This window comes from Streptomyces toxytricini (assembly GCF_014649915.1).
GTDB lineage: Bacteria > Actinomycetota > Actinomycetes > Streptomycetales > Streptomycetaceae > Streptomyces > Streptomyces toxytricini.
On record NZ_BMTY01000028.1, the window covers coordinates 54355 to 79366 of the forward strand.

Genomic DNA, 25012 nt, shown 5'->3' on the forward strand with positions numbered 1-25012 from the left:
GGCCGACGATGGGAGGACATGCGCTCGGGGATGTCCCCCGGGAGGGCCAGTGACGGACACCGATGTGCTGATCGTGGGCGCCGGACCGGTCGGACTGACCGCGGCGGCGGAACTGCGCCGGCAGCGCGTGGACTGCCGCGTCATCGACCGGCTGCCGGGCCGGCTGCCGTACGCGAAGGCGGTCGGGATCCAGCCCCGCACCCTGGAGGTGTGGGACCGGATGGGCCTGGTCCGCGCCGCGCTGGAGGCCGCCGTCCCGATGCGCGGGCAGCTGCTGTACGTGGACGGGGCCGAGCAGGGCCGCATCGACCTGCGGCTGCCGCCGGAGGTGCCGTACGGCTTCGCGGCACTCCCCCAGTACGAGACGGAGCGGATCCTGGAGGAGCACCTCGCCCGCTTCGGCACGCGCATCGAGCGCGGGGCCGAGCTGGTGTCGTTCGCGCAGGACGAGGACGGCGTGCTCAGCCGGATCACCGCGGGCGACGGCGACGAGGAGGTCCGGTCGCTGTTCCTCGTGGGCTGCGACGGCGCGCACAGCACCGTACGCAAGGGGCTCGGCCTCTCCTTCGAGGGCGGGGCGTTCCCCGAGGAGTACATGCTCGGCGACGTGGAGGTGGACTGGAGCCTGCCCGCGGGGTACGGCGTCCGGTCGCTGCACCACGGTGCGGACGGCGCGGTGGACGACGTGCTGGTGTGCATTCCGCTGCCGGGCCGCCACCGGTACCGGATGTCGATGCTCGTGCCGCCCGAGCTGTCCGCGGCCGGCTCCGCCGACGGCGTCAGCGCGGACGGGCTCGCGCACGGGCTGGAGACCGGGCGGGGGCCGGGGCTGGAGGACATCCAGGCGGTGCTGGACCGGCTGGCGCCCGAGCCGGTCACCGCCTCGGCGCTGCGCTGGTCGTCGGTGTTCCGGATCAGCCACCGCCTGGTGGACCGGTACGGGGACGGCCGGGTGTTCGTCGCGGGCGACGCGGCGCACATCCACCCGCCGACCGGCGCGCAGGGCATGAACACCGGCATCCAGGACGCCCACAACCTGGCCTGGAAGCTGGCGCTCGCCGTGGCGGGCCGGGCACACCCGCGGCTGCTGGAGAGCTACCACGCCGAGCGGCACCCGGTCGGCGAGGAGGTGGTGGGCCGGACCGTCCGGCACGCCCGGCAGGGCTCCGTGCCGGATGCGGAGGACGCGGGCACGGCGCTGCTCCGCGAGGCGCAGCTGCTGGTGGCGTACCCGGGCAGCCCGCTCGTCGGCCCGCGCGGCGGGGACGGCGCCGGACCGGGGCCGGGCGAGCGCGCCCCGGACTGCGGCGGCCTGACGAGCGGGGTGGCGGCGGTGGAGCTGCGGCTGTTCGACCTGCTGCGGGACCGCGGGCACGTGCTCGTGCTGTACGCGGAGTCGGCGGCGGACCTGGCCGCGTGCGGCGAACTGGCCGCGCTGGCCCGGCGGTCGGCCGGCGCGGCGGCCGACGCGGAAGGGGGCGGGCCGCAGGCGTGCGTGGTGCTCGCGGCGCCCGACCCGTCCGCAGGCGGCGGGGGGCGGGACTGGCACGGGGCGGCGGTGGACGCCACGTACGAGGGGTCGGCCTCGGACACCGCGCCGCTGCCGGTGTTCGTGGACGGCCGGGGCGAGTTCGCCCGGGCGTACGGGACGGGCGGCGCGACGGCCTTCGTGGTGCGGCCGGACGGCTACCTGGGGGTGCGGCTGGCGCCGGTCGCGGCGCCGGAGACGGCGGCCGGGCTGGCCGCCCACTTCGCGCGGGTCTTCGCCGGCTGACGCCACCCCGGCCAGGCGGGGCCGGTCAGGGGGCCGCGGCGCCGCCGGCGGCGGGCTCCGGGGCGCCGTCGGCCCCGTCGGCGGCGGCGTCGCGGGCGATGCGGCGGCGGACCAGGTCCTCCTGCGCGAGCCGGCGCAGCAGTTCCAGGACGGGCGCGGAGAGGGCGAAGACGATGACGGCCTGCTCGGCGAGGGCCGCCGGGTCGTCGATGGCGGCGGCGCGCTCCAGGTCGAGGCGGGCGATGTCACGGGCCAGGCCGGCGTAGGCGACGAGGCGGTCCGGCCGGTAGTGCGGGTCGAGGCGCCGCAGCTCCTTGACGGCGGTGGCCAGGCCGCGGACGTGCGGGGAGACGTCGGACACCTGCCAGTCCATGGCGGCGACGAGCTCCGCGACGTCCGCATCGGCGGCGGCCGCGGCGCGGGCGTCCTCACCGGCGTCGGCGGCCGGCGATTCGGCGACGGGGACGGGGAGGGCGTAGCTGATGGCGCCGAGGGTGCCGTCGATGGTGTCGGCCCGGTCGAGGGCGGCGAGCACCTCGCGGGTGGCGGCGATGGACAGCCCGCCGAGCGCGGTCAGCGCCTTGATCAGCCGCAGCCGCTGGACGTGTTCGTCCCCGTACTCGGCGAGGGTGGCGGCGGTCGCACGGCCCGCGGGCAGCAGGCCCTCGCGGCGGAAGTACTTGATGCTGGCGACCGGCACGCCGGTTCTGCGGCTGAGCTCCGAGATCTTCATGCTTCCTCGCTCTGGTGCGGCCGGACTCCGCCGGGCCGATTGGACACCCTCCCAAGATAGTGCAACTATCTAGTGCTGGATACCTCAGATATCCAGTTTTCTGCCGGCAACCTCCCGGGAGCCTCCATGACCTCCTCACCGCCCTCCGTGCTCCGCAGCCCGCGGCTGTGGATCGGCTCGGGACTGATCCTCGCCGTCGTCTCCACCCTGTTCGCCCTGCTGTACGTCGGCGGCAACGTCGACCCCAAGGGCAACCTCCGCGACCTGCCGGTCGCCCTGGTCAACGAGGACCGCGGAGCGGACGCGGGCGGCGGCAAGCGGACCAACCTCGGGGACCAGGTGGTCTCCGGGATCCGCACGTCGGCGGCGAAGGACCGCAGCATCGACTGGCAGGTCCTCACCCGGCAGGAGGCCGACAGGCGGCTCGGCCAGGGCAAGCTGTACGGCGCGCTCGTCGTGCCGCCGGACTTCACCGCGGCCGTCTCGGGCCTGGCCGCCCCGGGGCAGCCCGCCGCGGCGCAGGCCGGGCAGGGCCAGTCCGCCCAGGGCAAGGGCCAGGCGCAAACGCAGGGCCAGGGCCAGGCGCAGCCGCAGCCGGCGCGCCCGAAGCTGACGGTGCTGACGAACCAGGCGGCCGGCAGCTTCGGCTCCTCCATGGCCTCGCAGGCCACCCAGAAGGCCGCCCACGCGGCGTCCGCCCAGCTCGGCAAGGACCTCCTCCCCAAGGCGGGCGGCGGCCAGCCGGCCGCCCAGGCCCAGCTGCCGCCGGCCGCCAAGCTGATGCTGGCCGACCCGGTGGCGGTGGAGGTCGCCGACGGGCACCCGCTCGGCGCGCGCAGCGCGATGGGCCTGAGCGCCTTCTACTACGCGCTCGTCCTGCTCGTGTGCGGCATGCTCGGGGCCAACGTCATCCACTCCCAGGTCGACAACGCCCTCGGCTACCTCCACACCGACTTCGGCCCCTTCCGCCGCCGGACCCCGGTCCGCCACACCAGCCGCGTCCGCACCCTCGGCATCTCCACCGCGCTCATGCTCGGCCTGTCCGTGGTCATGGGCTCGCTCGTCGAGGCGACGACGGTCGGCCTGCTCGACATGGACGCCTCCCACCTCGGCCTGCTGTGGCTGTACTCGGTGGGCACCATCGCCGTGGTCGGCGTCAGCGGACTGGCCCTCCTCGCCGCGTTCGGCACGCCCGGCATGCTGGTCTCGACGATCGTCTTCATCGCGATGGCCGTCCCCTCCTCCGGTGCGACCGTGCCGCTGGAGGCGCTGCCCGGGTTCTTCCGCACGCTGTCGGAGTTCGAGCCGCTGCGGCAGCTGACCGGCGGCCTGCGCTCCCTGCTGTACTTCGACGCACAGGCCGATGCCGGCCTGGCCCGCGCCTGGGCCTCCATGGGCCTCGCCCTGGCCGGCGCCCTGGCCTTCGGCTTCGGCGCGACCCGTCTGTACGACCGCCGCGGCCTGCACCGCATCCCGCGGCCCGCGGAGAACGGCGCGGACGGTCACGACGCCCCGGTCGCCGACCCGGCCCCTGCCGGGGCCTGACCGGCCGTCCGGACCGCCCGCCGCCACCGAACGGGGTCCGCCACGGGCCCCGTTCGGCACATCGGCCGGTTTCGGCCACCCCCACAACACGACATAAGACGGCATTACCTCCGAAACCGCCGACGGCCGCCGGAAGTCAGGCGTTCCCGCCCGGCCCGGCCCGACGGCTCCCGGTCCACCTGCCGACACTCGATTGCGTGAGCGATCCCATCCGTGATCTATTGGTATGGCAGGTCGCAGGAGCGTGCCGGCAGCCCGAACGCCCCCTGCACCCATCGCCTGGAGGGTCGTTGAGAGACGGGTACGGAAGGCTCGCCGAGACCATGGACACCGCCGCAGCCACCTGTCCGGAACCGGACCCCTGCGCCCGCCCCGGCCTCCCCCGGACACCGTGACGTCCGATGATGCGAGGCAGCGACTACTTCATACCGGCGACCGCCATGGCACTGGCCCTCGCGGCGAAACTGCCCACCCTGCTGCGCGGCTGGCGCTCCCCCATGGTCCGCTCCGTCTGCGCGCTGATCGCGACGGGCGCGAGCAGCTGGTTCTTCGCCGCACCGCCCGTCGTCGAACGGGTCAACCGCTGGACCGGCGTGCCGAACGCCAGCGCGCCGCTCGTCTACTCCCTCGTCGTCTCGTTCTCCTGTGCCTCCCTGGTGCTGATCCTGCACTGGCGCGGCGGCCCGCCGCGGACGCAGCGCCGGCAGGCGCTCGGCTGGATCGCCGGCACCGCCGCCGTCATCACCGCGCTGGCCGTCCTGTTCGCCCTCGGTGACGCGCCGGTGGAACGCCGGCAGGACTTCGACACGCACTACGCGCGCACGCCGTTCATCCGCGAGCTGATCATCGTGTACCTGGCGGCCCACACCGGGGCCGCGCTGGTCGTCACCCGCACCTGCCTGCGCTGGGCGCGCGAACTGGATCGCGGCTGGGTCAGGAACGGGCTGCTGACCCTCGTCACCGCCTTCAGCTTCAACCTCGCCTTCGGCGTCCTCAAGGGGACCGCGCTCGCCGCCCGCTGGCTCGGCGCGGACCTGGACGTGCTGAGCACGACCGCCGCCCCGCCCGCCGCCGGCATCGGCGCCGGCCTGGGCGCCTGCGGGTTCCTCATGCCGCTCGCCGGGCCCCGCCTGGAGGAGGCGTGGCGCGCCTGGCGGGCGCACCGCCGCATGTACCCGCTGTGGCGGGCCCTCCAGGACCATCCGGACGCCCGGTTCACGACGATGCGGCTGCCCCTGTGGTCCCCGATCGCGATGCGGGCGACGCAGCGCGCCACTCAGGTCGCGGACGGCATCCACGACCTCGCCCCGTACATGGACGAGGAGAGCCGCGCCCTGCTGGAGCGGCAGGCCGAGGCGGCCGGCCACTCCGCGGCCCAGGCCCGCGCCGCCGCCGAGGCCGCCCTGGTGCGCTCCGCGCTCCGGGCCCGGGCCGCCCGCCGCCCGGAGGACGGTGTCCCGGCCCCGGCCGGCCCGGCCCCCGGGAGCCCGTACCCCGTCGCGGCCGGGTACGAGGAGCTCGGTCTGCTCGGCGTGCACTTCGCGAGGCTCGCCGCTGTGCCGCGCCCCCGGCGGCCGCTGCCGGCCCGGATCCCCGAGAGCGGCTGAGCCGGATGACCGCCTCCCCCGGCGCCCCCGGCCGCCCGCGCCGTCCACACCGTCCGGGCGCGCCCGGACCGCACACCGCGCTCGTGCTCGGCGGCGGGCTCGCCGGGATGCTCGCCGCGGCCGCGCTGGCCCCGTACGCGGACGAGGTCCTCGTCGTCGAACGCGACGGCCCGCCTGCCCCGGGGCCCGCGGGCGCGCCGCGCCGCGGCCTGCCGCAGGCGCGGCACGCGCACATGCTGTGGTCGGGCGGGGCCGAGGCCATCGAGCAACTGCTGCCGGGGACGTGCGCGCGGTGGCTGGCGGCCGGCGCGAACCGGGTGCCGGTCCCGGCGGCGATGGTCGCCCTGTCGCCCGCGGGCTGGTACCGGCTGTGGCCCGAGTCGCACTTCCTCATCGCCGCGAGCCGCCCCCTCATCGACGCGGCCGTGCGCTCCCGGCTCCTGGACGTCCCCCGGGTGCGCCTGCTGCACGGGGCGGAGGCGGTGTCGCTGCTCGGCAGCGCGGCCCGGGTCCGCGGGGCCCGGGTCCGGCACGCCGACGGGACGCACACCGACATCGCCGCGGCGTTGACGGTGGACGCCACCGGCCGGGGCTCCCGTACACCGCGCTGGCTGTCCGGGCTCGGGCTGCCGTCCCCCGCGCCCGAGGTCGTCGACCCCGGCGTCGCGTACGCCACGCGCCGGTACCGTGCGCCCCTTCCTACGCGGGGGTGGCCCGTCGTCACGATCCAGCCCGGGTCCGGGGCGGGCGGGCCGGCCCGGTACGCGGCGATCCTGCCCGTCGAGAACGACGAATGGCTCGTCAGCCTCTGCGGCAGCCGCGGCGCCAACCCGAGCGGGGCGAACGAGGACTTCGAACCGTTCGCCCGCCGGCTGCGCAGCCCGCTCGCGGCGGACCTCCTCGCGCGCGCCGAGCCCCTCTCCGACGTCATCGTCACGCGGGCCACCGCCAACCGGCGCCACCGCTACGAGCACCGGCGGATGCCCGAGGGGTTCCTGGTGCTGGGCGACGCCGCCTGCGCCCTCAACCCGGTGTACGGGCACGGCATGTCGGTGGCCGCCCTCGGGGCGCTCGCCCTGCGGGACGCCGCGGCCCGGGCCGGAGGCGTCGGCGGGCCCGGCTTCGCCCGGCGGGCGCAGCGCGCGCTCGCCGCGCCGGGCACCGCCGCCTGGCTGCTGGCGACCGGCGCGGACATCGGCCTGCCCGGCTGCCGGGGCCGGGCGCCCGGGGCGGTCGACCGGCTCGCCAACCGGTACGTGGGCCGCCTCGTGCACACCGCGACCGGCGACCACACCGTCACCCGCGCCCTGACGCAGGTGATGACCCTGCGGTCCGGGGTCGGCACGCTGTTCGGCCCGCGCGTGCTGTGGGCGGCCGCCCGGGGGCCGGGCCGGCCCGCACTGGACGGCCCGCCGCTGCCCGCCGCCATGGCGGACCTGCTGGACCGCGACCCCCTCCCCGGCGGCCCGGGCCCCCGCTGACGGCCCGCGGGGCCGCCGCTCCGCGGTACGTTGGCGCGGGAGACGAGGGGGAACGCCATGGCGCACGACGGCAGTTACGAGGACTTCGCGGTCCGGTACGACCGGGGCAGCGCGGACAGCGTCCACAACACGCTGCTGGACCGGCCCGCCGTACAGGCCGCGTGCCCGCCGCTCGCCGGCCGCACGGTGCTGGAGGCCGGCTGCGCGGGCGGACGGCTGACCGCATGGCTGGCCGGCCGGGGCGCGGCGCGGGTCATCGCCCTGGACGCGAGCCCGACCCTGGCGGGGCTGGCCCGCGCGCGGCTCGGCGACCGGGCGGAGGTCCGCGTCCACGACCTGCGGGAGCCGCTGCACTTCCTGCCGGACGCGTCCGTCGACGTGGTGGTGTCCTCGCTCACCCTGCACTACCTGGAGGACTGGGTGCCGGTCCTGTCCGAGTTCCGGCGGGTCCTCGCCCCCGGCGGCACCGTCGTGGTCTCCACACACCACCCGCTCACCGACTTCGCCACGTCTCCCAGCGGCGACTACTTCCGCGTGGAGGAACTGAGCGACGAGTGGACTGGCTTCGGGTCGCCCGCGCCAGTCGTCCGGTTCTTCCGCCGCCCCCTCGGCGCGATGACCGCCGACGTGCACCGCGCCGGACTGGGCCTGCGCGAGCTGTACGAGCCGCGGGCCGACCCGGCCCGGCGGGAGGAGTTCGGCGACAGGTACGGCAAGCTGTCGCGGACACCGTCGTTCCTCGTCCTGGTCCTCGGTCACCCGATCGTGCACAACCCTCCCCCGGCCCCGACCCGCGTGACATCATGAGGAGTTGTGGCTGAGGGGGGAGCTTTGGCGAACAACACCATCCGCGTACGCATGGTCCGGGGCGCGAACGACGCGGACGTCGCGGCCCTGAAGGCGTGGCTGGAGCGGGAGAACCGGATCGAACTGCTCCGCAACGGCGGCCGGCTGGAGATCCGGGAGCAGCCGTCGGCGCAGGACCCGGACACCAGCCCCATGGGCGCCGCGATGGACATCCTGCTGGTACTCGTCGGCGCGGCCGCGCCGAAGCTGTTCGAGGAAGTGTACGAGCAGGTGAAGAGCGGGGTCCGCGCATGGCGGGAGAACCGCCGCGCCGTCGAGCGCGGCGAGCCCCCGGAGGTCGAGGTCGCCCCGGAGAATGACGGGAGATAGCCCGGTGGCGCGCTTCGACCCGCGCGGGAAGGTGAATCGCGCGCTGCTCGTCGGCGTGCCCGAGTACGCCTTCAAGCAGCCGAAGCACCCGGCAGGGGTGTCCGGGGACCTCCCGGCGGTCGCGCACAACCTCACCGAACTGGAGCGGGTGCTCCGCGCGGGAGGGGTGTTCGGCCCGGAGGGGGTCACCGTCTCCCGGCCCCGCAACGTCGACGAGTTCGACCGCGAGCTGTACACGGCTGCCGCCGAGGCCGAAGGACTGCTGCTGCTCTACTTCTCGGGGCACGGGGCCGTCCCCAGCACGGGCGACGGGCTGTGGCTCCAGATGCGCCGGGCGACCATCGTGCCCGGCGCCGAGTCCGTCTTCCTCGGCGCCGCCCCGTGGAAGGGGGTCCTGGCCGTGCTGTCGGGGGCGCGGGCGGAGCAGGTGGTGGTCGTCCTCGACTGCTGCTACGCGGGTAACGCGGCGGCGGCGTGGGACGCGCTCGGCACCACGCAGCGCCGGCGGACCTCGCTGCTGATGAGCGTTCAGGCAAACAACCGCATCGACGCCGGCGACGACGACACGCCCACGCCCTTCACCGCCCGGCTGGTGGAGCTGCTGGAGCGCGGGCTGCGCGGGCGCGGCGGAGAGGTCACCTTCGCCGGACTCGCCGACCGGCTCAGGGCCTACATGTCCGCCCACCACACCACCCTCCGCGAACCGCCGGAGCCGTGGGAGCCGCAGAGCCGCCCGGCGACGTCGGGCGACGACGTCCTGCTGGCGGTCGCCGCCCGGCGACCGCCGCGCTTACCGGTGACCCCGCCCACGGGCGGCCCGACCGGACCGGGCACACCCGGCGCCACGCCCGGCTCCGGCGTGGCGGCCGGTCCTGACGGCGCGGGCGGTCCCGGCGGGACAACCGGCTCGGGCAGCCCGGCCGGCCCCGACGGCCCAGGCGATCCCGGCGTGGCGGCCGGTCATGGCGTGGCGGCCGGTCACGGCGGCGCGGGCGATACCGACGCCGTAGGCGGTCCCGGCGAGACCGGCAGCGCGGGCGGCGCCGGCGGTTCAGCCGGTGCCGGCAGCTCGGGCGGTCGCGACGGCGCAGGCGATCCAGGCAGCACGGCCGGTGTCGGCGGCCCGGCGGGTTCCCATGCGACCAGCCCGGACACGACAGGCGGTCCCGACGGCGCGATCGCCTCCCCCGGCCGCACACACGGCGTCGGAGGACGCGTCGGGCGCAACGGGCCGAACACGCCCGGTGCGGCCGGCGGCGGCAACGGCCCCGGCGCCCCGGGCGTCGGGCGTGACCACGGCACGGTCGGCGAAGGGGGCGGCTCCGGCCTGCCCGACGGAGACAGCGGCTCCGGTGCAGGCAGCGGCGGACGCGGTTCCGGTACACCCGTCGGGAGCGGCTCCGGCGCAGTCGGCAGAGGAATCGGCTCCGGGGCATCCGGCGGGAGCAGCTCGGGCGCCACCAACGGCGCAAGCCGTCCCGGCACACCCGGCGGCGGGAACGGCTCAGGAGCGGCCGGCGGTGGAAGCAACTCCGGCGGAGCCGGAACGGACAACGCCTCCGGCAAGACCGGGCACGGGAACGGTTCCGGCGCAGCCGGCGGTGGCCGCAACTCCGGCACACCCGGCGGCAGGACCGACTCCGGAGCAGTCGGCGGCGAAGGTGCCGCCGGCAGGCCAGGCGGTGGAAACGGCTCCGGCACGAACGGCGGAAGCAGCGGCTCCGGAGCGACCGGCGACGGGAACGGTTCCGCAGCAGCCGGCGACGGAAACGGCTCCGGCACATCCGGCGACGGAAACGGCGCCGACGCCAACGGCGGAGGCGGCGGCTCCGGGGGGAGCAGCGGCCGGAAGGGCTCCGGCAGGCGGGCGGCGGGGTGGGCGTTCGATCCGCGGCGGATCACGACGCTCGTCGGCGTGCCCGCGGCGGCGCTCTCCCTCATCGTCGCCGGCCTCACCTACTTCGGCGGCGCCGACCGGCCGCCGTGCCGGCCCCCGCTGGAGCTGCGGCTGCTCACCGACCCCGACCTGGAGCCCACCGTCCGCAAGGCCGCCGAGGCCTATCTCTCCTCCGCCGGCAACCGGACCGCCGAGGGCTGCCGCCGCTCCGGCATCACCGTGTACAGTGCCGGATCCGCCGCCGTGGTCACCGCGTTCGGCCGCCAGTCCGGCCACTGGCTGCGGCCCGCCGGCGAGGAGGACAACCCGCAGCGCGACATCGGCCCGCAGCCCGACGTCTGGATCCCCGCCTCCCCCGCGAGCGTCGAGCGGGCCCGGCCCGCCGCGGACGAGTCCGCGTACGCCGACCTGACGGCCGATCCGGCGCCGTTCGCGTACTCCCCCGTCGTGCTCGCCGTCCCGCAGAACCTCTCCGGCGAGGCCCTGGCCGACCGTACGGGCCGGCTCGCCGCGCTCACGGCGGCCCTGCGGCAGCGGGACCCCAAGGCCGAGGTGCGCCGCACGGACCCCGAGCACACCGACGCGGGCCTCCTCGCCACGGTCGGCCTCCACGGCCCCGCGCAGGACGACCCGGCCACGGCCGAGAGGGCGGTCTCGCAGGCGGGGCTGCCCGCGCGGACCGGCGTGGACCTGCTGTGCACGCTGCCCGACGACGACGCCGTGGACGAGCGGACCGCCGCCCTCGTCCCGGAGTTCCTGCTCAGGACCGGCGTGGGCTGCGACAGCACGACCCGGGCCCGGCGGATGGCCGCCTATCCCGTGGACGTGCCGGGGATCGGCCCGACGTTCGTCCGGGTGCGCTGGCTGGGCGCCGACGGGGACACCGACCAGCGCGACGACGCGGTGCGGCGGTTCCACGCCTGGCTCACCGGCAACGCGCCGGGGGCGGGGAAGGGCGGGCTCGCCGTGTTCGGGGAGGACGGTTTCCGCAGCGCCGCAGCCGGCCACCTCCCCCTCGGCGCCGACGGCGCCGGGAAGGGCGGGGACACGGACGACAAAGCCGCGTTCAGCGCGTTCGGGGCCCTGAAGGATCCGGGCGCGCTCGCCGGCCCCGCGTCCCCGGCCGCCATGGCCGCCGCGCTCAAGGGCTACAGGGAGGCCAACGGCCCCGGCCGGGTGCTGTTCCTGCTGGACTCGTCCGGTTCCATGGGCGCCCTGTGGACGGGGGCGGGCGGCGCGCCCGGCATCATCTCCCAGTCCCTGGCGGGGCTCGGGGAACGCGACGACTACGGGGTGTGGGCGGTCGCGAGCGACCCCCGCACCGGCCGCCACCACACCGAGCTGCTCCCGTTCGGCAGGCACCCGCAGCGCGCGGACGCCCAGCGCGCCGTGGCCGCCGCCCCCGTCCTGGACCTGGAGGCCGACCCGTACCGGGCGCTGACGGCCGCCCTGGACGAGATGGACCGGCGCGGCACCGACGACCACCGCCCGCAGCTGGTGGTGTTCCTCACCGACGGCGAGGACAACGGCCGCCTCGCGGAGTCCGGGCGCCTGGACACCCTGCTCCAGTCGGCACGGGCGAAGGGCGTCCCCGTGGTCATGGCCGCCCTGGACGGCGGCGGCTGCGACCCGGGGAAGCCGGCCGCGGCCGTCGCCGAGGCGAGCGGCGGCCGCTGTCTGGACACCAAGGGCGACCTCGTCACCCGGCTGCGGGAAGAGGTCGCGAGGACCGGAACGGGGGACGAGGCATGAGGCACGGCCCGGCGACGGCCGCCCGTCCGGCGGCCGCACACCGCACACGCACGGTCCGCGGCCGTCGCCGACCCGGCGGCGTCCTCGCCGCCATGCTCGTGCTGCTCCTGGCGCCCGCGTGCGACGCCGCCCGGGACGGCGCGCCGGGCGGCTCGGCGGGCGGCGGGTCCGGAGCGGCCCACGCCGTGGACCCGCCGGGCGACATCGTCCTCGCCAGCGGGGTCGACGTCACCGGCAAGGGCGGCATCCGCCGGCAGCTCGTGGAGGAATGGAACAGGCAGCAGGCGGCCGCCGGCAACCGCTGGCGGGCCCGCCTCGTCGACCTGCCCGGCTCCGCCGACCAGCAGCGCAGCCAGCTCCTCGGCGCGCTCCAGTCCGGCAGCGCCCAGTACGACGTCGTCAACCTGGACGTGACGTGGGTGCCGGAGTTCGCGGCCGCCGGGCTCGTCCGGGAGCTGCCCGGCAGCCTGGTCGACGACCAGGACGTCATCCCGTCCGTGGCCGCGACCGCCAAGTGGGGCGGGAAGGCGTACGCCGTCCCCTTCAACAGCGACGTCGGACTGCTGTACTACCGCCGCGACTACCTCAAGAGCGCCGGCGTGACGGACCCCGAACTCGGCAAGGACACCCGCTGGTCCGTGGTGCAGCAGCTGACCGAGGTCCTCGGCGCGGCGGGCCGCAAGCCCGCGGAGGCGTACGAGAAGGGGTGGACGGCGCAGCTCGACGCCTCGTACGAGGGCCTCACCGTCAACGGGGTCGAGGCGTTCGCCTCCGCGGTGGACGGCCTGCGCCTCACCGACGGCGCGGGCCGCTACAGCGGCACGTCCGAGGTGCTGGAGGCGGGGCTGGACGAGCTGCGCAGCCGGACCCAGGCCGCCTACACGCTCCCGGACGCCGCCCGGTCCGACGAGGCGGACTCCCTCGCCGACTTCGCGCGCGGCCGCACCGCGTTCCTCCGCCACTGGCCGTACGCCTACGGTGCGCTCCACCAGTCGCTGACCCCGGAGCAGCTCGGTGTCGCCCCGCTGCCCGGGCGGGCGGTGCTGGGCGGGCAGAACCTGGCGGTGACGACGGGCTCGCCGCGGGCCCGCACCGCGGAGAGCCTCGTCCGCTTCCTCACCAGTCCCGAGAGCGAACGCTGCCTGCTGGACGCCGGCTTCGCCGCGACCCGGTTCTCCGCGTACGCCGACGACGGGCCCGCCTGCAAGGTGGCCAAGCCCGCCGGGCCGTCGTCCGGGCCCGCTTCGGGGGAGCGCACCGACCGGATGCCGCGCGACGCGCAGGGCCGGCCCGCGTACGCGCAGTCCACGCTGCTGCCCGCGCTCCAGAAGGCCGTCCAGCGCCCCCGCACCCCTCTCTACGGCGCGTTCACGCAGACGTTCGCGGCGGAGCTGGGCCGCCTGCAGTCCGCGAAGCCGCCGTCGAAGTCCGAGCTGGCCGCGGACCTCCACGCGAAGCTCCGCAAGGCCCTGCCGTAGGCACCTCAGGCGGCGGGGTCGAAACCGAACGCCCCGCCCCGGCGGCGCACGCGTACGGCGCCGGGGCCGGCGAAGTGGGCCGGGATGACCAGCTCCCGCTCGTCGGCGGCGCGCTCGAGGACCTTGCGGCGGCCGGCCGCGGCCAGCACCGGGTCCATGCAGAAGCAGCTGTTGCAGGAGGGGTTCAGGATCTGCACCGGGCTGTGCAGGACGTCGCCGGCGAACACGGCGCGCTCGCCGCGGGAGGCGATCCGCAGCACGCCGGAGCCGGGGGTGTGCCCGGGGACGGATTCGAGGGTGAGGTGGGCGTCGATGCGGAGCGTGCCGTCCCACAGGCGGGTCTGCCCGGCGCGGTGGACGGGCGCGATGCTGTCCTCGTACAGCAGCCGGTCGTCGGGGCTGCGGTTGCCGCCGTACCCGCCGGCGGGGCCGAAGTGGTGGTCGTCGGCGGCGGGGACCAGGTAGCGGGCGTTCGGGAAGGCAGGGGCCCACTCCCCGTCGGCGCCGGTGGTGTTGCCGCCGACGTGGTCGGCGTGGAGGTGGGTGTTGACGACGACGTCGACGTCCTGCGCGGGGATCCCGGCGCGGGCGAGGTCGCCGAGGAGGTCGCCCTCCCGCCGGTGGAAGTGCGGGGAGGCGGGCCGGTCGCGGCCGCTGCCGACGCCGGTGTCGACGAGGACGGTCAGGCCCGCGCTGCGCACGACCCAGGTCTGGAGGGCCATGACGGCCAGGCCGCGGGCGGGGTCGTAGTGGTCGGGGGCGAGGTGGGCGCCGCCGTCCTGCCACATCTGCGGTGCGGACTGCGGGACGAGGTCGGTGGCGGGGGCGAAGGGGCCCAGCCATTCGACGACGCGGACGACCTCGACGTCGCCGACGGTGATGCGCTGAGGCGCGGTGGTTTCGGTGCTCATGGCGCCACCGTAGGAGGCGTGTTCGAGCTGCTCAATGCGCGTGGAGCTCGGCCGCATGCGCGAGCGTCTCACGGGTGAGGGCCACCGTTAGGGTGGCGGGGTGGATGTGGTGAGCGATGCGATCGCGGCCGTCCGGGTGGGGCGGGCCGAGTCCCGGCGGATGCGGGTGCACGGGAGGTGGTGCACGCGCTTCGCGCCGTACGGCGGGGCCGGCTTCCACGTGGTGCTTGAGGGGAGTTGCTGGCTGCTGCCGGAGGGGGGCGCGGCGGTGTCGCTGGCCGCGGGCGACGCGGTGCTGCTGCCGCACGGCACGGGGCACGTGATGGCGGACTCCCCCGCCGACGCCGCGGCGGTGGCGCGCGCTGTGCCGTTCGAGACGCTGCCCGCCGCGGCCCCGGCAGGGTGGGACGCGGGCGGGCCGGGCGGGGTGGAGATGCTGTGCGGCAAGTACCGGCTGGACCGCAGCCGCCTGCACCCGCTGCTGCGGGAGCTGCCGCCCGTCGTCCACCTGCCGAACCGGGTGGGGCGCCATCCGGAACTGCGGGCGGCGATCGACCTGTTGGGCGGCGAGCTGGGGTCTCCGCGGCCCGGCTCGGAAATGGCCGTTCCGCACCTGCTCGACCTGCTGCTCGTGTACATGGTCCGGTCGTGGACGGCCGAGGCGGTGCGGGGCGCCTGGCCGGCGGCGCTGGGCGATCCGGTGGCGGCCGCGGCGCTGCGGGCGGTGCACACGGATCCGGCCGCGCAGTGGTCGGTGGAGCGGCTGGCGGCGGAGGCCGGGGTGTCGCGGGCGACGCTGTCGCGCCGCTTCACGGCGCTCGTCGGCCGGCCGCCGATGGCGTACCTGGCGTGGTGGCGGCTGACGCGGGCGGCGGCGCTGCTGCGGGAGGGCTCCGAGCCGCTGTCCGCGGTGGCGCGCCGGGTCGGGTACGGGAGCGCGTACGCGTTCTCGCACGCGTTCAGCAGGGAGTTCGGGACGACCCCGGGCCGCTGGCGGGCGGCAGGGCCGCTCTCGCCCTGAACCGTCCGCGGTCGGCGGGGGAAGGGCGGCGGGCCGGGCGGCCCGCCGCCCCAGGTCGGGCGGTGGCCCGGCTCAGCGGGCCGGGCACTCCTTCCAGGAGAAGTGGTAGACGGTGTTGAGGCTGCCGTCGGTGGAGTCCACGGTCATGTAGCTGACCTGGGTCTTGTCCGAGGTGCCGACCTCGGCGCGCAGTTCGGTGTTGATGTTGAAGTTGCGCTTCTCGCCGCAGGGGGCGAAGACGAGCGCCTCGATGCCGGTGGTGTCGGTGACCTGCCAGTTGTCGTCGAGGGCGCCGTGGAACTGGTGGCTGCGGGACATGGTCTGGCTCATGCCCTGGAAGTAGTAGCTGGCCTTCTGGGTGCCGACGGCGCCGTCCGCGAGGCTGCCGAAGCCTCGGTAGTCGACCTTCGACACCGCGTAGGTGAAGCCCTGCGGGACGTTGACGACGAGGGAGAGGAGGCAGTTCTTGCGGCCCTCGGTGACGGGGACGTCCGCCCCGGCCTGGGCCAGGTAGTCGCTGTAGGTGACGGTGAAGGCGGAGTTGTCGGGGGCGACGGCGACGGTAGCGGTGCCGGGGCGGCAGCCCGAGCCGTTGACGGTGGCGACGTCGACGGTCACCTTGCCGGTGGGCGGCGCCGTGGCGGTCGCGCCGGCCGAGGGCGAGACGGCGACCAGGCTTGCGGTCACGGCGGTGATGGTCAGTGCTGTGCGAAGTGGCTTGATCACGCCGCCATGGATAGCCGCCGGACGCGGGCGGCCGTCACCACCGGGTACGGCGGCTCACCCTTCCGGGGGGACCGGTTCACCGGTGGAACGTTTCTTCAGGGCGGCTGCTGCCGCCGAACGGCCCCAACCGGCACCCCGTTCGGCCCGCGATGACGCGCCCCGGCCGGCCCGTGCGACCGTTTCGCCCTATTCTGGGCACTTTCATCCCTGGGAGGAGGGCCCATGCCGGGTCGCGCCCGCTCCGCACGCCTGTCCGCCGCGCTCCGGGTCGCCGCGGCCCTGGCGACCGCCCTCGCGCCGACGGCCCTCCCCCCGGCGGCCTCCGCGCTGCCGGCCGCCGCCCCCGCGCACGCGGACGGCTCCGCCTCCGCCCCCGCCGCCCGGCTCCGGGCGGATGCGGACCCCGCCGAGGCCGCCGTACTCGGCGAGGAGCACGCCCGGGCGCACGCCCGGCGCCGCTCCGCGGCAGCCGGCACCGAGGACTACCCCCAGACCAAGCGGACCGCGAGCCTGGCCTCCCTCGCGGCCTCGCAGCGCGAAACGAACGCCGCGTTCGCCGCGGCCCGCTTCGGCCGCTTCGCCGAGTTCTTCCCCTCCCCCGACTTCGGCGTGCACGCAGCCCTGCTGCCCACCGGAAAGGTGCTGCTGTTCTCCTTCGAGCGGGTGGAGGTCGATCCGACGAAGGAGACCGGCCCCACCGACCGGATCGGCAGGACGAACGCCGGCCGCGCCTACCTGTGGGACCCGGCCCGCGGGAGGGGGCCGGGGGCGTTCCGGAAGGTGGAGCCGCCGACCGTCCTGATGCCCGACGGCATGTTCGCCCCGCGCCCGGCGCCGTTCTTCTGCGCGGGCCACGCCTTCCTGCCGAACGGGATGGTCGGCGTCTTCGGCGGCAACACCGGCGGCAAGGGCGGCAGCGGCGCCCGCCTGTCGTTCGTCTTCGACCCGTGGACCGAAACCTGGTTCCGCAACGCGGACATGGCGGTCGGCCGCTGGTACCCGTCGGTGGTGACCGTCCCGGACGGCCGGCAGATCATCATGTCCGGCCAGTCCGAGCGCGGTACGGGCACCCCGACGCCGGTGGTGGAGCGCTTCCCCGCGCTGCGCCACCCGGTGCCCTGGACGCCGTACGAGATCCCCGTCGGACTGGCCGCGGAACGGCTGCGGGTGGACGCGCCGTTCCGCAACGACTACCCGCACCTGTTCTCGCTGCGCGACGGCATGGTCTACGGCCTCGGCCGGGACGCCGACCAGCAGTGGGTGTTCGACCCCGTCAAGGAGACCCGGGCCGACCTGCCGCGGCGGCCGGCCGATTTCCGCGGGTACGGCTCCGCCGTGCCGCTGCCGGCGGGGCTGCGCGGCCCCGACTCCGTCCTCGTGCTCGGCGGTGACCCGCGGGACCCGAACACCTACCGGCTGGCCGGCCGCCGGTGGACCACCGAGCAGCCCCGCGCCTTCGGCCGCACCCAGGACGACACCCTGATCCTGCCCGACGGCACGCTCCTCACCGTCAACGGAGCCCTGAGCACCCGGGACTACGGCCACGGCCCGTTCAACCCGGAGGCTGACCTGAAGTACCGGCAGGTCGAGCTGCGGGACGCCCGCGGCACCTGGCGGCTCGGCCCGGCGCAGCGGCTGCCGCGCGGCTACCACTCCAACGCCCTGGTCCTGCCGGACGGGCGGGTGCTCGTCACCGGCGACGAACTCCAGCAGATCGCCAACGATCCCGACATCACCGACGGCATGGACGGCAGCATCGAGCTGTACGAGCCCGCGTACCTGCACCAGGGCGGCGACCGGCCCGCCCTCGACGGCGCGCCGGGGCGCGAACTGGGCTATGGAGAGCGGTTCGTGGCGTCGACCTCCACGGCGGCGGCCGTCCGGCGGGCGGTGCTGCTCGCGCCGACCACGGTCACGCACGCGGTGAACACGAGCCAGCGCCACCTGGAGCTGGCGGTGACGGCGGTGCGCGCCGGGTCGGGAGGCCGCGTCGGCGCGGTCGAGCTGCGGACGCCGCCGAGCGCGGCGGACGCCCCGCCCGGCTACTACATGCTCTTCCTCCTCGATGCGAAGGGCGTTCCGAGCACCGCGAAATGGGTCAAGCTCGGGCGCCGTTGAGCGGCCCGGCGGTGTGCGCCGTGTGGTGCGGTGTGGCGGCGGTGTGCGGATCCTGAGGCGGAGCGAAGGATTCCTCACCGCTCGTGACAGGGGCAATTCAGTTCGTAGTAATTAGATGAATCCCTGACTGAATTGTCGTCAATAAGCCTCCCGCTCTTATTTCGATTTTATAACGACGCAGAGCCAAAGGCCTGGACCATTCGACCCCTACGCGCGTAACTGCCGTTCCATGCAAGCAACTTGACTGATCATCAAATCCAACCCGAAGGTAACAGTCAGATATCTCGGGCAGCATTCCCGTTTGTCCGAATTCTCCACCGCGCCCGTCTGGCAGGCTTCCGCGCACCCACTCCTCCGACCAAGGATTTGAGGTGCGCATGACGAGACATCGTCGAAGCAAGCCCGAACACCGGCGCAAGCCGCGCCGGTTGATACTCTTCACCGCCGCCCTGGCATCGGCGGCGGTGATGGCGGGGGGCATCGCGTACTCCGGCCTCGGCGACGACGCCCAGGCCGAAACCACCGTCCAGGCCGACGGGATCGCGGAAGCGCTCACCCCGGCCGCGGCGCCCGCCCGTGACGCGGAGCCCGAGGCCCTCCCGAGCGAGCCGGCCAACGAACCGGCGCGCGGCATGGTCTACGACGGCCTGAAGGCGGCCCCCAAGGGCGACAAGTGCGTGGGTGTGTACCGCACGGACACGGGCCTGTGCAGCCACGGTCCCGACGCCCCGCCGAAGGACGTCGACATCAAGAAGGACGTCCCGCCGGCGGTGAAGACCGAGGCCGTGGCGTCCGACCCGGCCAAGCCCGAGGCCGCGGCCCAGGGCAGCGGGCGTCCTCAGGACGCGCCCGCCGCCGACGCCAAGGCCGCCAAGGCGGCCCCCAAGGACGCTCCCGCCCCCGCTGCCGCGGGCGGCGGCCAGACCGTCGCCGCCGGCCCCGCCGGCCAGACGGTCCAGTGCGACGGCGACGGCAGCTCCGGCAACCGCGTCCAGGTCGTGTACGTGCACGGCCCCGACCGCGACCGGTACTCCGAGTACTTCGCCTCCTTCCGCAAGTGGGCGGCAGACGCCGACCTCATCTACTCGATGAGCGCACAGGAGACGGGCGGTGTCCGCCACATCCGCTACGTGACGGCGGCCGACTGCACGCCCACCGTGCTCAACATCGAGCTTCCGGCGAACGCCCTCGGCGACTTCAGCGCCACCAACCGCGCGCTGGCCGCCAAGGGCCTGGACCGCCGCGACCGCAAGTACATGATCTTCGCCGACAGCCAGGTCTACTGCGGCATCGGCACCTTCGCGGGCGACGAGCGCCCCGGCCAGAACAACCTGAGCAACTTCGGCCCCTCCTACGGCCGCACGGACACGGGCTGCTGGGGCGGCCACACGGCGGCCCACGAGCTGGGCCACAACCTCGGCGCGGTCAACAACAGCGCGCCGAACACCAGCCGCGGCGCCCACTGCACCGACGAGTGGGACGTGATGTGCTACTCGGACACGCCGTACTACCCGCAGATGCGCAACGTCTGCACCAACAAGGCGTCCGAGAACATCCTGGACTGCAACCACGACGACTACTTCCACACGAATCCGAAGCCGGGCAGCTACCTGGCGACGCACTGGAACATCGCCGACAACCAGTTCCTGATGAAGGGCAAGGGCAACGGCGGCGGGACCACCGACCCCAATCCGAACCCCAAGCCGACGCCCACGCCGACCCCGACGAAGCAGCCGGGCGGCGGCCCGACGGTGACGGTCGGCCAGATCCAGTCGAACTCGGCCGTGGTCAGCTGGCCGAAGGTGGACGGCGCCTCCTGGTACCAGGTGCTGCTGAACGGCAAGCACCTGACGTGGGTGCAGTCGCAGGCCGTCCGCATCTACAACCTGCAGCCGGGCACCGAGTACAAGGTCGCCGTCTCGGTCCGCGACAGCGCCGGCCGTGACAGCGGCGCCGGCAAGACCACCGTCTTCAAGACGACGGGCGCCGGCGGCGGCGGGACCGCTCCCAACACCCGCTACACCCTCGGCAACGGCAGCACCGGCATGAACGCCGAGCTGTGGGGCGGCCGCAGCGCCGACGGCACCGTCCTCGTCGGCGGCCGCGCCAACGGCTACGCCCAGCAGCAGTGGCTGTTCGAGGACGCGGGCGGCGGCACGTTCCGCATCAAGTCCTCCGTCTCCGGCAAGTGCCTGCAGACGGGCGGCGCCCCGGCGCAGGGCATGTGGATCGCGCAGCAGCCGTGCGGCAACGGCGCCACCCAGAAGTGGAAGCTGAACGCCCAGAGCGGCTCGACCACCATCACCGACCCGAGCGGCGCCTACGCCCTGACGGTCAGCAACCGCGCCTACTACGGCGCGTGGCTGCTCGACCTCCAGCGGGCCGACGGCCGCGCCAACCAGGTCTGGACGGTCCAGAAGGTCGGCTGATCCTCCCCCGGCCGGCCTTCCGCCGGCGGACGGCCGCACCCCTGCGGCCGTCCGCCGGCTCCTTCATCCCACCGCACCAGGGAGCACCACACACGATGCGCACACGACGCTCCTTCCCCGTCCGCAGCGGACTCGGGGCCCTGATCCTGTCCCTCTTCCTGGCCCAGGCCGTCGCCGCGCCGTCCCCGGCCCGCGCCCACGGGTCCACGCTGAAGGTGGTGGTCACCGGGGAGCGGCAGGGCCGCGTCGCCACGGAGATCACCTGGGAGAACGACGGGGACGCCGTCGACGGGGCGGTCGCCGGCACGGTCGACGCGGCCAGCGCCGACGGCACCCGGACCCTGGGCCCGTGGAAACTGGTCCGGGACCCCGGTCCGGACCGCAAGGTCTGGAACACGGCCGAGGCCCTGCCGCCCGGCACCTGGAAGGTGACCGTCCGCGTCGGTTACCCGGCACTCGGGCAGGCGGACGCCGAGGTGTCGGTACCGGTCGTGGACCCGGCGGCGTCCGGGGGTCCGGGCGGCTCCGGGGCTCCGGCCTCCCCCGACGCCTCGGCCGGCACGGGTGGCTCCGGCGGCTCGGCGGCGCCCTCGGCGCCCGTTCCGTCCGTCGCCGCCCCCGGCGGTTCCCCCGAGGCGGGCGGCGTATCCCGCCCGTCCGCGCCCTCCGCGACGCCGCCCTCCGACGGCGGCGGCGCCGAGCCCGCCGGGGACGACAGCAGCGTGTGGTGGTGGACCACGGCGGGCGTCGCCGTGATCGCCCTCGCGGGAGCGGCCGTGGGCCTCCTGCTGCGCCGCGCCCGCGCCCGCCGTCTCTGACGGCCGCGGTACGCGCTCCCGGCCCCCGTCCGGCCCCTGTGGCCGGGCGGGGGCCTTCGCGCGTACGGGCACCCCTTCGGGGGCGGCGTCAGGCGCGGGCGGCGCTGTCGCGGTGGAGGTCGCGCAGGAGGGCGATCTCGGCGCCGTGGTGGAGGAGTTCCTGGTTGACCCACCACGCGATCTCGACGAACGGCTCCTCGGCGTCGCTGCCGTGCGGGTAGGTGCAGTACCCGACGGTGTCGAGGGCGGCCTCGTCCACGCCGAGCAGGGCCTCGCGCCAGGCGGCGGCGCCGGCCTCGAACGCGGCGACCGCATCGGCGGCGCAGCCGGCGACGGGGTGGCGGTCGCGGGTGAGGGAGCGGCTGCCGGCGGTGTGGTCGGCGCGCAGGGCCAGCATCTCCGCGAGGTGGCTCAGCCGCCAGGCCAGGGTGGTGAACGGCGGCGGCCAGGGGTGCGGGTAGGCGGCGGCGTCGCGGCCCCAGGTGCCGCAGCCGGCCAGAGCGGTGGCCCGGGGGCCCGGCCCGTCGGCACGCCGCCGGACCGACCAGCAGCCGGGGACGGGCTCCCAGAGCCACTCCTCGTCGGTGAGCGGGCAGTCCACGGCGGTGGCCGCGCCGTCGCCGCTGTCCATGACGGGTCCGCTCAAGCGGGCGGTGAGGCGTTCGCGCGCGAAGTCGAACTGCGCGAGCAGCGGCGCCAGTCGGGGCGGCGTCGCGGAGGGCGGTGTCACTGAGGCTCCCGGGTGCGGTGTGTCGGCGGGCCGGCGCCTCCGGCCCGCGGCAGGCTGTCACAGCCCCGGCGCGCCCGCCACCGGATTTCCGGCCGCCCGGGGCAGCCCTAGCGGCTGTCGTCGCCGAGGCGGACGACGGCGGTGCGGCCGGAGCTGTGCAGGACCGCGGTGAAGGGGCCGCGGGCGAGGGCTGCGTCGTACCGGCCGAGAGCCGTGGCGGCACCGTCCGCGGCCAGTTCGGCCGTGCCCTCCAGGGGGACGACGAGCAGGCTCTCGCCGGGGCCGCAGGAGACGGCGAGCGAGCCCCGGACCACCGCGGTGTCGGCGGGGGCGGTGCCGCGCCGGTACATGACGTTGAAGTTGACGACGGGCCCGTCGAGGAGCCGGCAGTCGGTAGGGGCGTCCCCGGGGAAGCGCTGCGGGGCGTAACGCTCGTCGACGAGGCGGTGCGCGCCGGCGACGGTGAGGTCCATGCCGGCGCCTTCGGCGAGGGTGAGCGTGCGGTCCACGCCGGGGAACGCGGAGAACGGGCCGTCGGCGGCCACGTCGGCGAGGCTCACGCGCCAGGTGAAGCCGTCCATGCCGGCGCCGGGCGGCCACGCGGCGATCTCCCGGGTGGCGCCGCCCCCGTTCTTCCAGGCGACGGCCGCGCGGTCGGCGGCGCGCAGCACGCGCGGTCCGGGGAGGGGGCCCTGCATGTCGGTCCTTTCGTACGGGGATTGCCGCTCCGCGGCAGCGCCCGGCGGGGCGGGAGCCCGTTCAGACGAGGTCCAGGCCGCGCGGCGGGACGAAGAGGTGCGCCGCCCGGTGCTCGGCTCCGACGAGGAGCGCGCCGGCCGCCAGGTCGGACGCCGCGGTGTTCTCGACCCTGCGCCGGTGTTCTTCGCACCGGGCGCACGCCGGCGCCCAGTCGGGGAGCACGTCCCGATGGGTGAGGGCCATGTGGCGGGCGAGGCGTATGCGGGAGCCGGGCCCCCTGTCGGCGGGGTCCCAGTCCACGCCCTGCCCGCCCGTGAGCCAGAGTTCCGCCGCGGCCTCCTCTATCTCCTTCATGGAGCGGTAGAGGCGCGCGCACTTGGTACAGCCGAACATCCAGGCCGGGGGCAGCGGCCACACGTCCTCGGGGCTGAGGTCATCGGCACTCATGGCAGCCACGGTAGTGGCGGGGCGGCGCCCGGTGCAGGTGTTCCGGCGGACCGGCCGGCCTTCGCGGGCCGCTCCCGGAGACGGCGCACGGGCGTACGGACGGGCGGTGGCGCGGCGTACGGGCGCGCGCGGGCCCGGGACCGCCGGCGGCGGGTCCCGGGCCCGGGGAGGGGGTTACGCCCCGCTCGCGCGGAGCATGTCCTCACGCTCGACGATCTTGATTCGCTCGCGGCCCTCGGGCTCGCCGAGCGCCTTCTCGGCGGCGTCGAGCCGGTACCAGCCCTCCCACGTCGTGTAGCGCACCTCGCGCTCCGCGAGGAAGGCCTCGACGGCCTCGGGGGCCGGCTCGGCCGGCGCGTGCAGGCGGCCCGCGGCGTGGTCCTCGAGGAGGTTGGCCACGGTCTCGTTCGCGTCGCCCTTGGTGTGGCCGATGAGGCCGATGGGGCCGCGGCGGATCCAGCCGGTGACGTATGTCGACTGCAGGTGCGCGCCGTTCTCGATGACGCGGCCGCCCTCGTCCGGGACGGTGCCGGACTCGACGTCCCACGGCAGCTTCGGCAGCTCGTCGGAGAGGTAGCCGACGGCCCGGTAGACGCCCTGGACGTCCCAATCGGTGAACTGGCCGGTGCCCTTGACGTTGCCGGTGCCGTCGAGCTCGGTCCGCTCGGTGCGCAGGCCGACGACCTTGCCGTCCTCGCCGAGGATCTCGACGGGCGACTCGAAGAAGTGCAGGAACAGCTTGTGCGGGCGCTCGCCGGTGTCGCGGATCGCCCAGTTCTCCAGGGTCTTCGCCACCATGTCGGCCTGCTTGTTGGCGCGGCGGGTGGCGATGGAGCCCTCGTCGTAGTCGATGTCCTCGGGGTTGACGATGACCTCGATGTTCGGCGAGTGGTCGAGCTCGCGCAGCTCCATGGGGCTGAACTTGGCCTGGGCGGGGCCGCGGCGGCCGAACACGTGGATCTCGACGGCCTTGTTGGCCTTCAGGCCCTCGTAGACGTTCGCCGGGATCTCGGTGGGGAGCAGCTCGTCGGCGGTCTTGGCGAGGATGCGGGCCACGTCAAGGGCGACGTTGCCGACGCCGAGGACGGCGACCTTCTCGGCGTGCAGCGGCCAGGTGCGCGGGACGTCCGGGTGGCCGTCGTACCAGGAGACGAAGTCGGCCGCGCCGTAGGAGCCGTCCAGGTCGACGCCCGGAATGGGCAGCGCGCGGTCGGCGGTGGCGCCGGTGGAGAAGACGACGGCGTCGTAGAAGGAGCGCAGCTCGTCGAGGGTGATGTCGCCCGGGTAGTCGACGTTGCCGAAGAGGCGGACCTGAGGCTTGTCGAGGACCTGGTGGAGGGCGGTGATGATGCCCTTGATCCGCGGGTGGTCGGGGGCGACGCCGTACCGGATCAGGCCGAAGGGGGCGGGCATCCGCTCGAAGATGTCGATGGACACACCCGGCTCGGCGGCGGCCTCGGACTTCAGCAGCGCATCGGCGGCGTAGATGCCGGCGGGGCCGGCTCCGACGATTGCTACCCGCAGGGGGCGAGGCATGACAGGTTCCCTTCGACCGAAAAAGTTTGGATCACTGGGAACCCTAAGCTAAGGCCACCCTAACCCGACACCCGCCCCCTGTTTATGACCCCATAACCAGAACTTATGACCTTCCCAAGACATCCTTGGGGATC

Annotated in this window: 19 protein-coding genes; 12 read left to right on the forward strand and 7 right to left on the reverse strand. The window is 75.4% G+C overall.

Features of this window, described 5'->3' with window-relative positions; genetic code table 11:
* Positions 1 to 49 precede the first annotated feature (49 nt).
* The gene (locus IE170_RS28970) at positions 50 to 1774 is read left to right on the forward strand and encodes an FAD-dependent monooxygenase (RefSeq protein ID WP_189812437.1); all 1725 of its coding nucleotides are present in this window, start codon (positions 50 to 52) and stop codon (positions 1772 to 1774) included.
* A 25-nt stretch (positions 1775 to 1799) separates the two neighbouring features.
* Here the strand turns inward: IE170_RS28970 and IE170_RS28975 are convergent, their stop codons facing one another.
* A complete protein-coding gene (locus tag IE170_RS28975) occupies positions 1800 to 2507 on the reverse strand; it encodes a MerR family transcriptional regulator (protein WP_189812438.1) in 708 nt (235 codons plus the stop codon).
* A 126-nt stretch (positions 2508 to 2633) separates the two neighbouring features.
* Between IE170_RS28975 and IE170_RS28980 the strand changes: the two genes are divergently transcribed.
* The 7 genes from IE170_RS28980 (at position 2634) to IE170_RS29010 (ending at position 13443) form a co-directional block, all read left to right on the forward strand.
* Positions 2634 to 4052, forward strand: a complete 1419-nt coding sequence (locus IE170_RS28980; RefSeq protein WP_189812439.1) for a DUF3533 domain-containing protein — start codon at positions 2634 to 2636, stop codon at positions 4050 to 4052.
* A 401-nt stretch (positions 4053 to 4453) separates the two neighbouring features.
* Entirely contained in the window at positions 4454 to 5659 is a 1206-nt protein-coding gene (locus tag IE170_RS28985; RefSeq protein WP_189812440.1) for an MAB_1171c family putative transporter, read from the forward strand.
* A 5-nt stretch (positions 5660 to 5664) separates the two neighbouring features.
* Positions 5665 to 7140: a pyridine nucleotide-disulfide oxidoreductase gene (locus IE170_RS28990; protein WP_223855762.1), complete on the forward strand. Its 1476-nt coding sequence runs from the start codon at positions 5665 to 5667 to the stop codon at positions 7138 to 7140.
* 57 nt (positions 7141 to 7197) lie between these two features.
* Complete coding sequence (locus IE170_RS28995) at positions 7198 to 7947, forward strand: class I SAM-dependent methyltransferase (RefSeq protein WP_189812441.1); 750 nt, start codon at positions 7198 to 7200, stop codon at positions 7945 to 7947.
* Positions 7948 to 7971: 24 nt separating this feature from the next.
* Complete coding sequence (locus tag IE170_RS29000; RefSeq protein WP_189812442.1) at positions 7972 to 8316, forward strand: hypothetical protein; 345 nt, start codon at positions 7972 to 7974, stop codon at positions 8314 to 8316.
* Positions 8303 to 11965: a vWA domain-containing protein gene (locus IE170_RS33285; RefSeq protein WP_263406956.1), complete on the forward strand. Its 3663-nt coding sequence runs from the start codon at positions 8303 to 8305 to the stop codon at positions 11963 to 11965. The genes IE170_RS29000 and IE170_RS33285 overlap by 14 nt, the downstream gene beginning before the upstream one ends.
* Positions 11962 to 13443, forward strand: a complete 1482-nt coding sequence (locus IE170_RS29010) for an extracellular solute-binding protein (RefSeq protein WP_223855763.1) — start codon at positions 11962 to 11964, stop codon at positions 13441 to 13443. The genes IE170_RS33285 and IE170_RS29010 overlap by 4 nt, the downstream gene beginning before the upstream one ends.
* 5 nt (positions 13444 to 13448) lie before the next feature.
* On the opposite strand, the gene IE170_RS29015 is transcribed toward IE170_RS29010, so the two are convergent.
* Entirely contained in the window at positions 13449 to 14354 is a 906-nt protein-coding gene (locus IE170_RS29015) for an MBL fold metallo-hydrolase (RefSeq protein ID WP_189812443.1), read from the reverse strand.
* Positions 14355 to 14454: 100 nt separating this feature from the next.
* Here IE170_RS29015 and IE170_RS29020 point away from each other — a divergent pair, with 100 nt between their 5' ends.
* Complete coding sequence (locus tag IE170_RS29020; protein WP_189812444.1) at positions 14455 to 15375, forward strand: AraC family transcriptional regulator; 921 nt, start codon at positions 14455 to 14457, stop codon at positions 15373 to 15375.
* A gap of 72 nt (positions 15376 to 15447) precedes the next feature.
* On the opposite strand, the gene IE170_RS29025 is transcribed toward IE170_RS29020, so the two are convergent.
* The gene (locus IE170_RS29025; RefSeq protein WP_229885266.1) at positions 15448 to 16062 is read right to left on the reverse strand and encodes a DUF4360 domain-containing protein; all 615 of its coding nucleotides are present in this window, start codon (positions 16060 to 16062) and stop codon (positions 15448 to 15450) included.
* A 261-nt stretch (positions 16063 to 16323) separates the two neighbouring features.
* Between IE170_RS29025 and IE170_RS29030 the strand changes: the two genes are divergently transcribed.
* From IE170_RS29030 to IE170_RS29040, 3 genes are all read left to right on the forward strand, one after another.
* Positions 16324 to 18219: a galactose oxidase early set domain-containing protein gene (locus IE170_RS29030; RefSeq protein ID WP_189812446.1), complete on the forward strand. Its 1896-nt coding sequence runs from the start codon at positions 16324 to 16326 to the stop codon at positions 18217 to 18219.
* A gap of 377 nt (positions 18220 to 18596) precedes the next feature.
* Entirely contained in the window at positions 18597 to 20648 is a 2052-nt protein-coding gene (locus tag IE170_RS29035) for an RICIN domain-containing protein (protein WP_223855764.1), read from the forward strand.
* Between the two features lie 95 nt (positions 20649 to 20743).
* Entirely contained in the window at positions 20744 to 21466 is a 723-nt protein-coding gene (locus tag IE170_RS29040) for a hypothetical protein (protein ID WP_189812447.1), read from the forward strand.
* A gap of 88 nt (positions 21467 to 21554) precedes the next feature.
* On the opposite strand, the gene IE170_RS29045 is transcribed toward IE170_RS29040, so the two are convergent.
* The 4 genes from IE170_RS29045 to IE170_RS29060 form a co-directional block, all read right to left on the reverse strand.
* Positions 21555 to 22196 (reverse strand): DinB family protein, encoded by a 642-nt coding sequence (locus tag IE170_RS29045; protein ID WP_189812448.1) that lies wholly within the window; start codon positions 22194 to 22196, stop codon positions 21555 to 21557.
* Between the two features lie 107 nt (positions 22197 to 22303).
* Positions 22304 to 22894 (reverse strand): HutD/Ves family protein, encoded by a 591-nt coding sequence (locus IE170_RS29050; protein WP_189812449.1) that lies wholly within the window; start codon positions 22892 to 22894, stop codon positions 22304 to 22306.
* A 61-nt stretch (positions 22895 to 22955) separates the two neighbouring features.
* Positions 22956 to 23342 carry a hypothetical protein gene (locus tag IE170_RS29055; protein WP_189812450.1) on the reverse strand — a complete coding sequence of 129 codons (387 nt, stop codon included), beginning with the start codon at positions 23340 to 23342 and terminating at the stop codon, positions 22956 to 22958.
* A 174-nt stretch (positions 23343 to 23516) separates the two neighbouring features.
* A complete protein-coding gene (locus IE170_RS29060; RefSeq protein WP_189812451.1) occupies positions 23517 to 24878 on the reverse strand; it encodes an FAD-dependent oxidoreductase in 1362 nt (453 codons plus the stop codon).
* Positions 24879 to 25012: the final 134 nt, after the last annotated feature.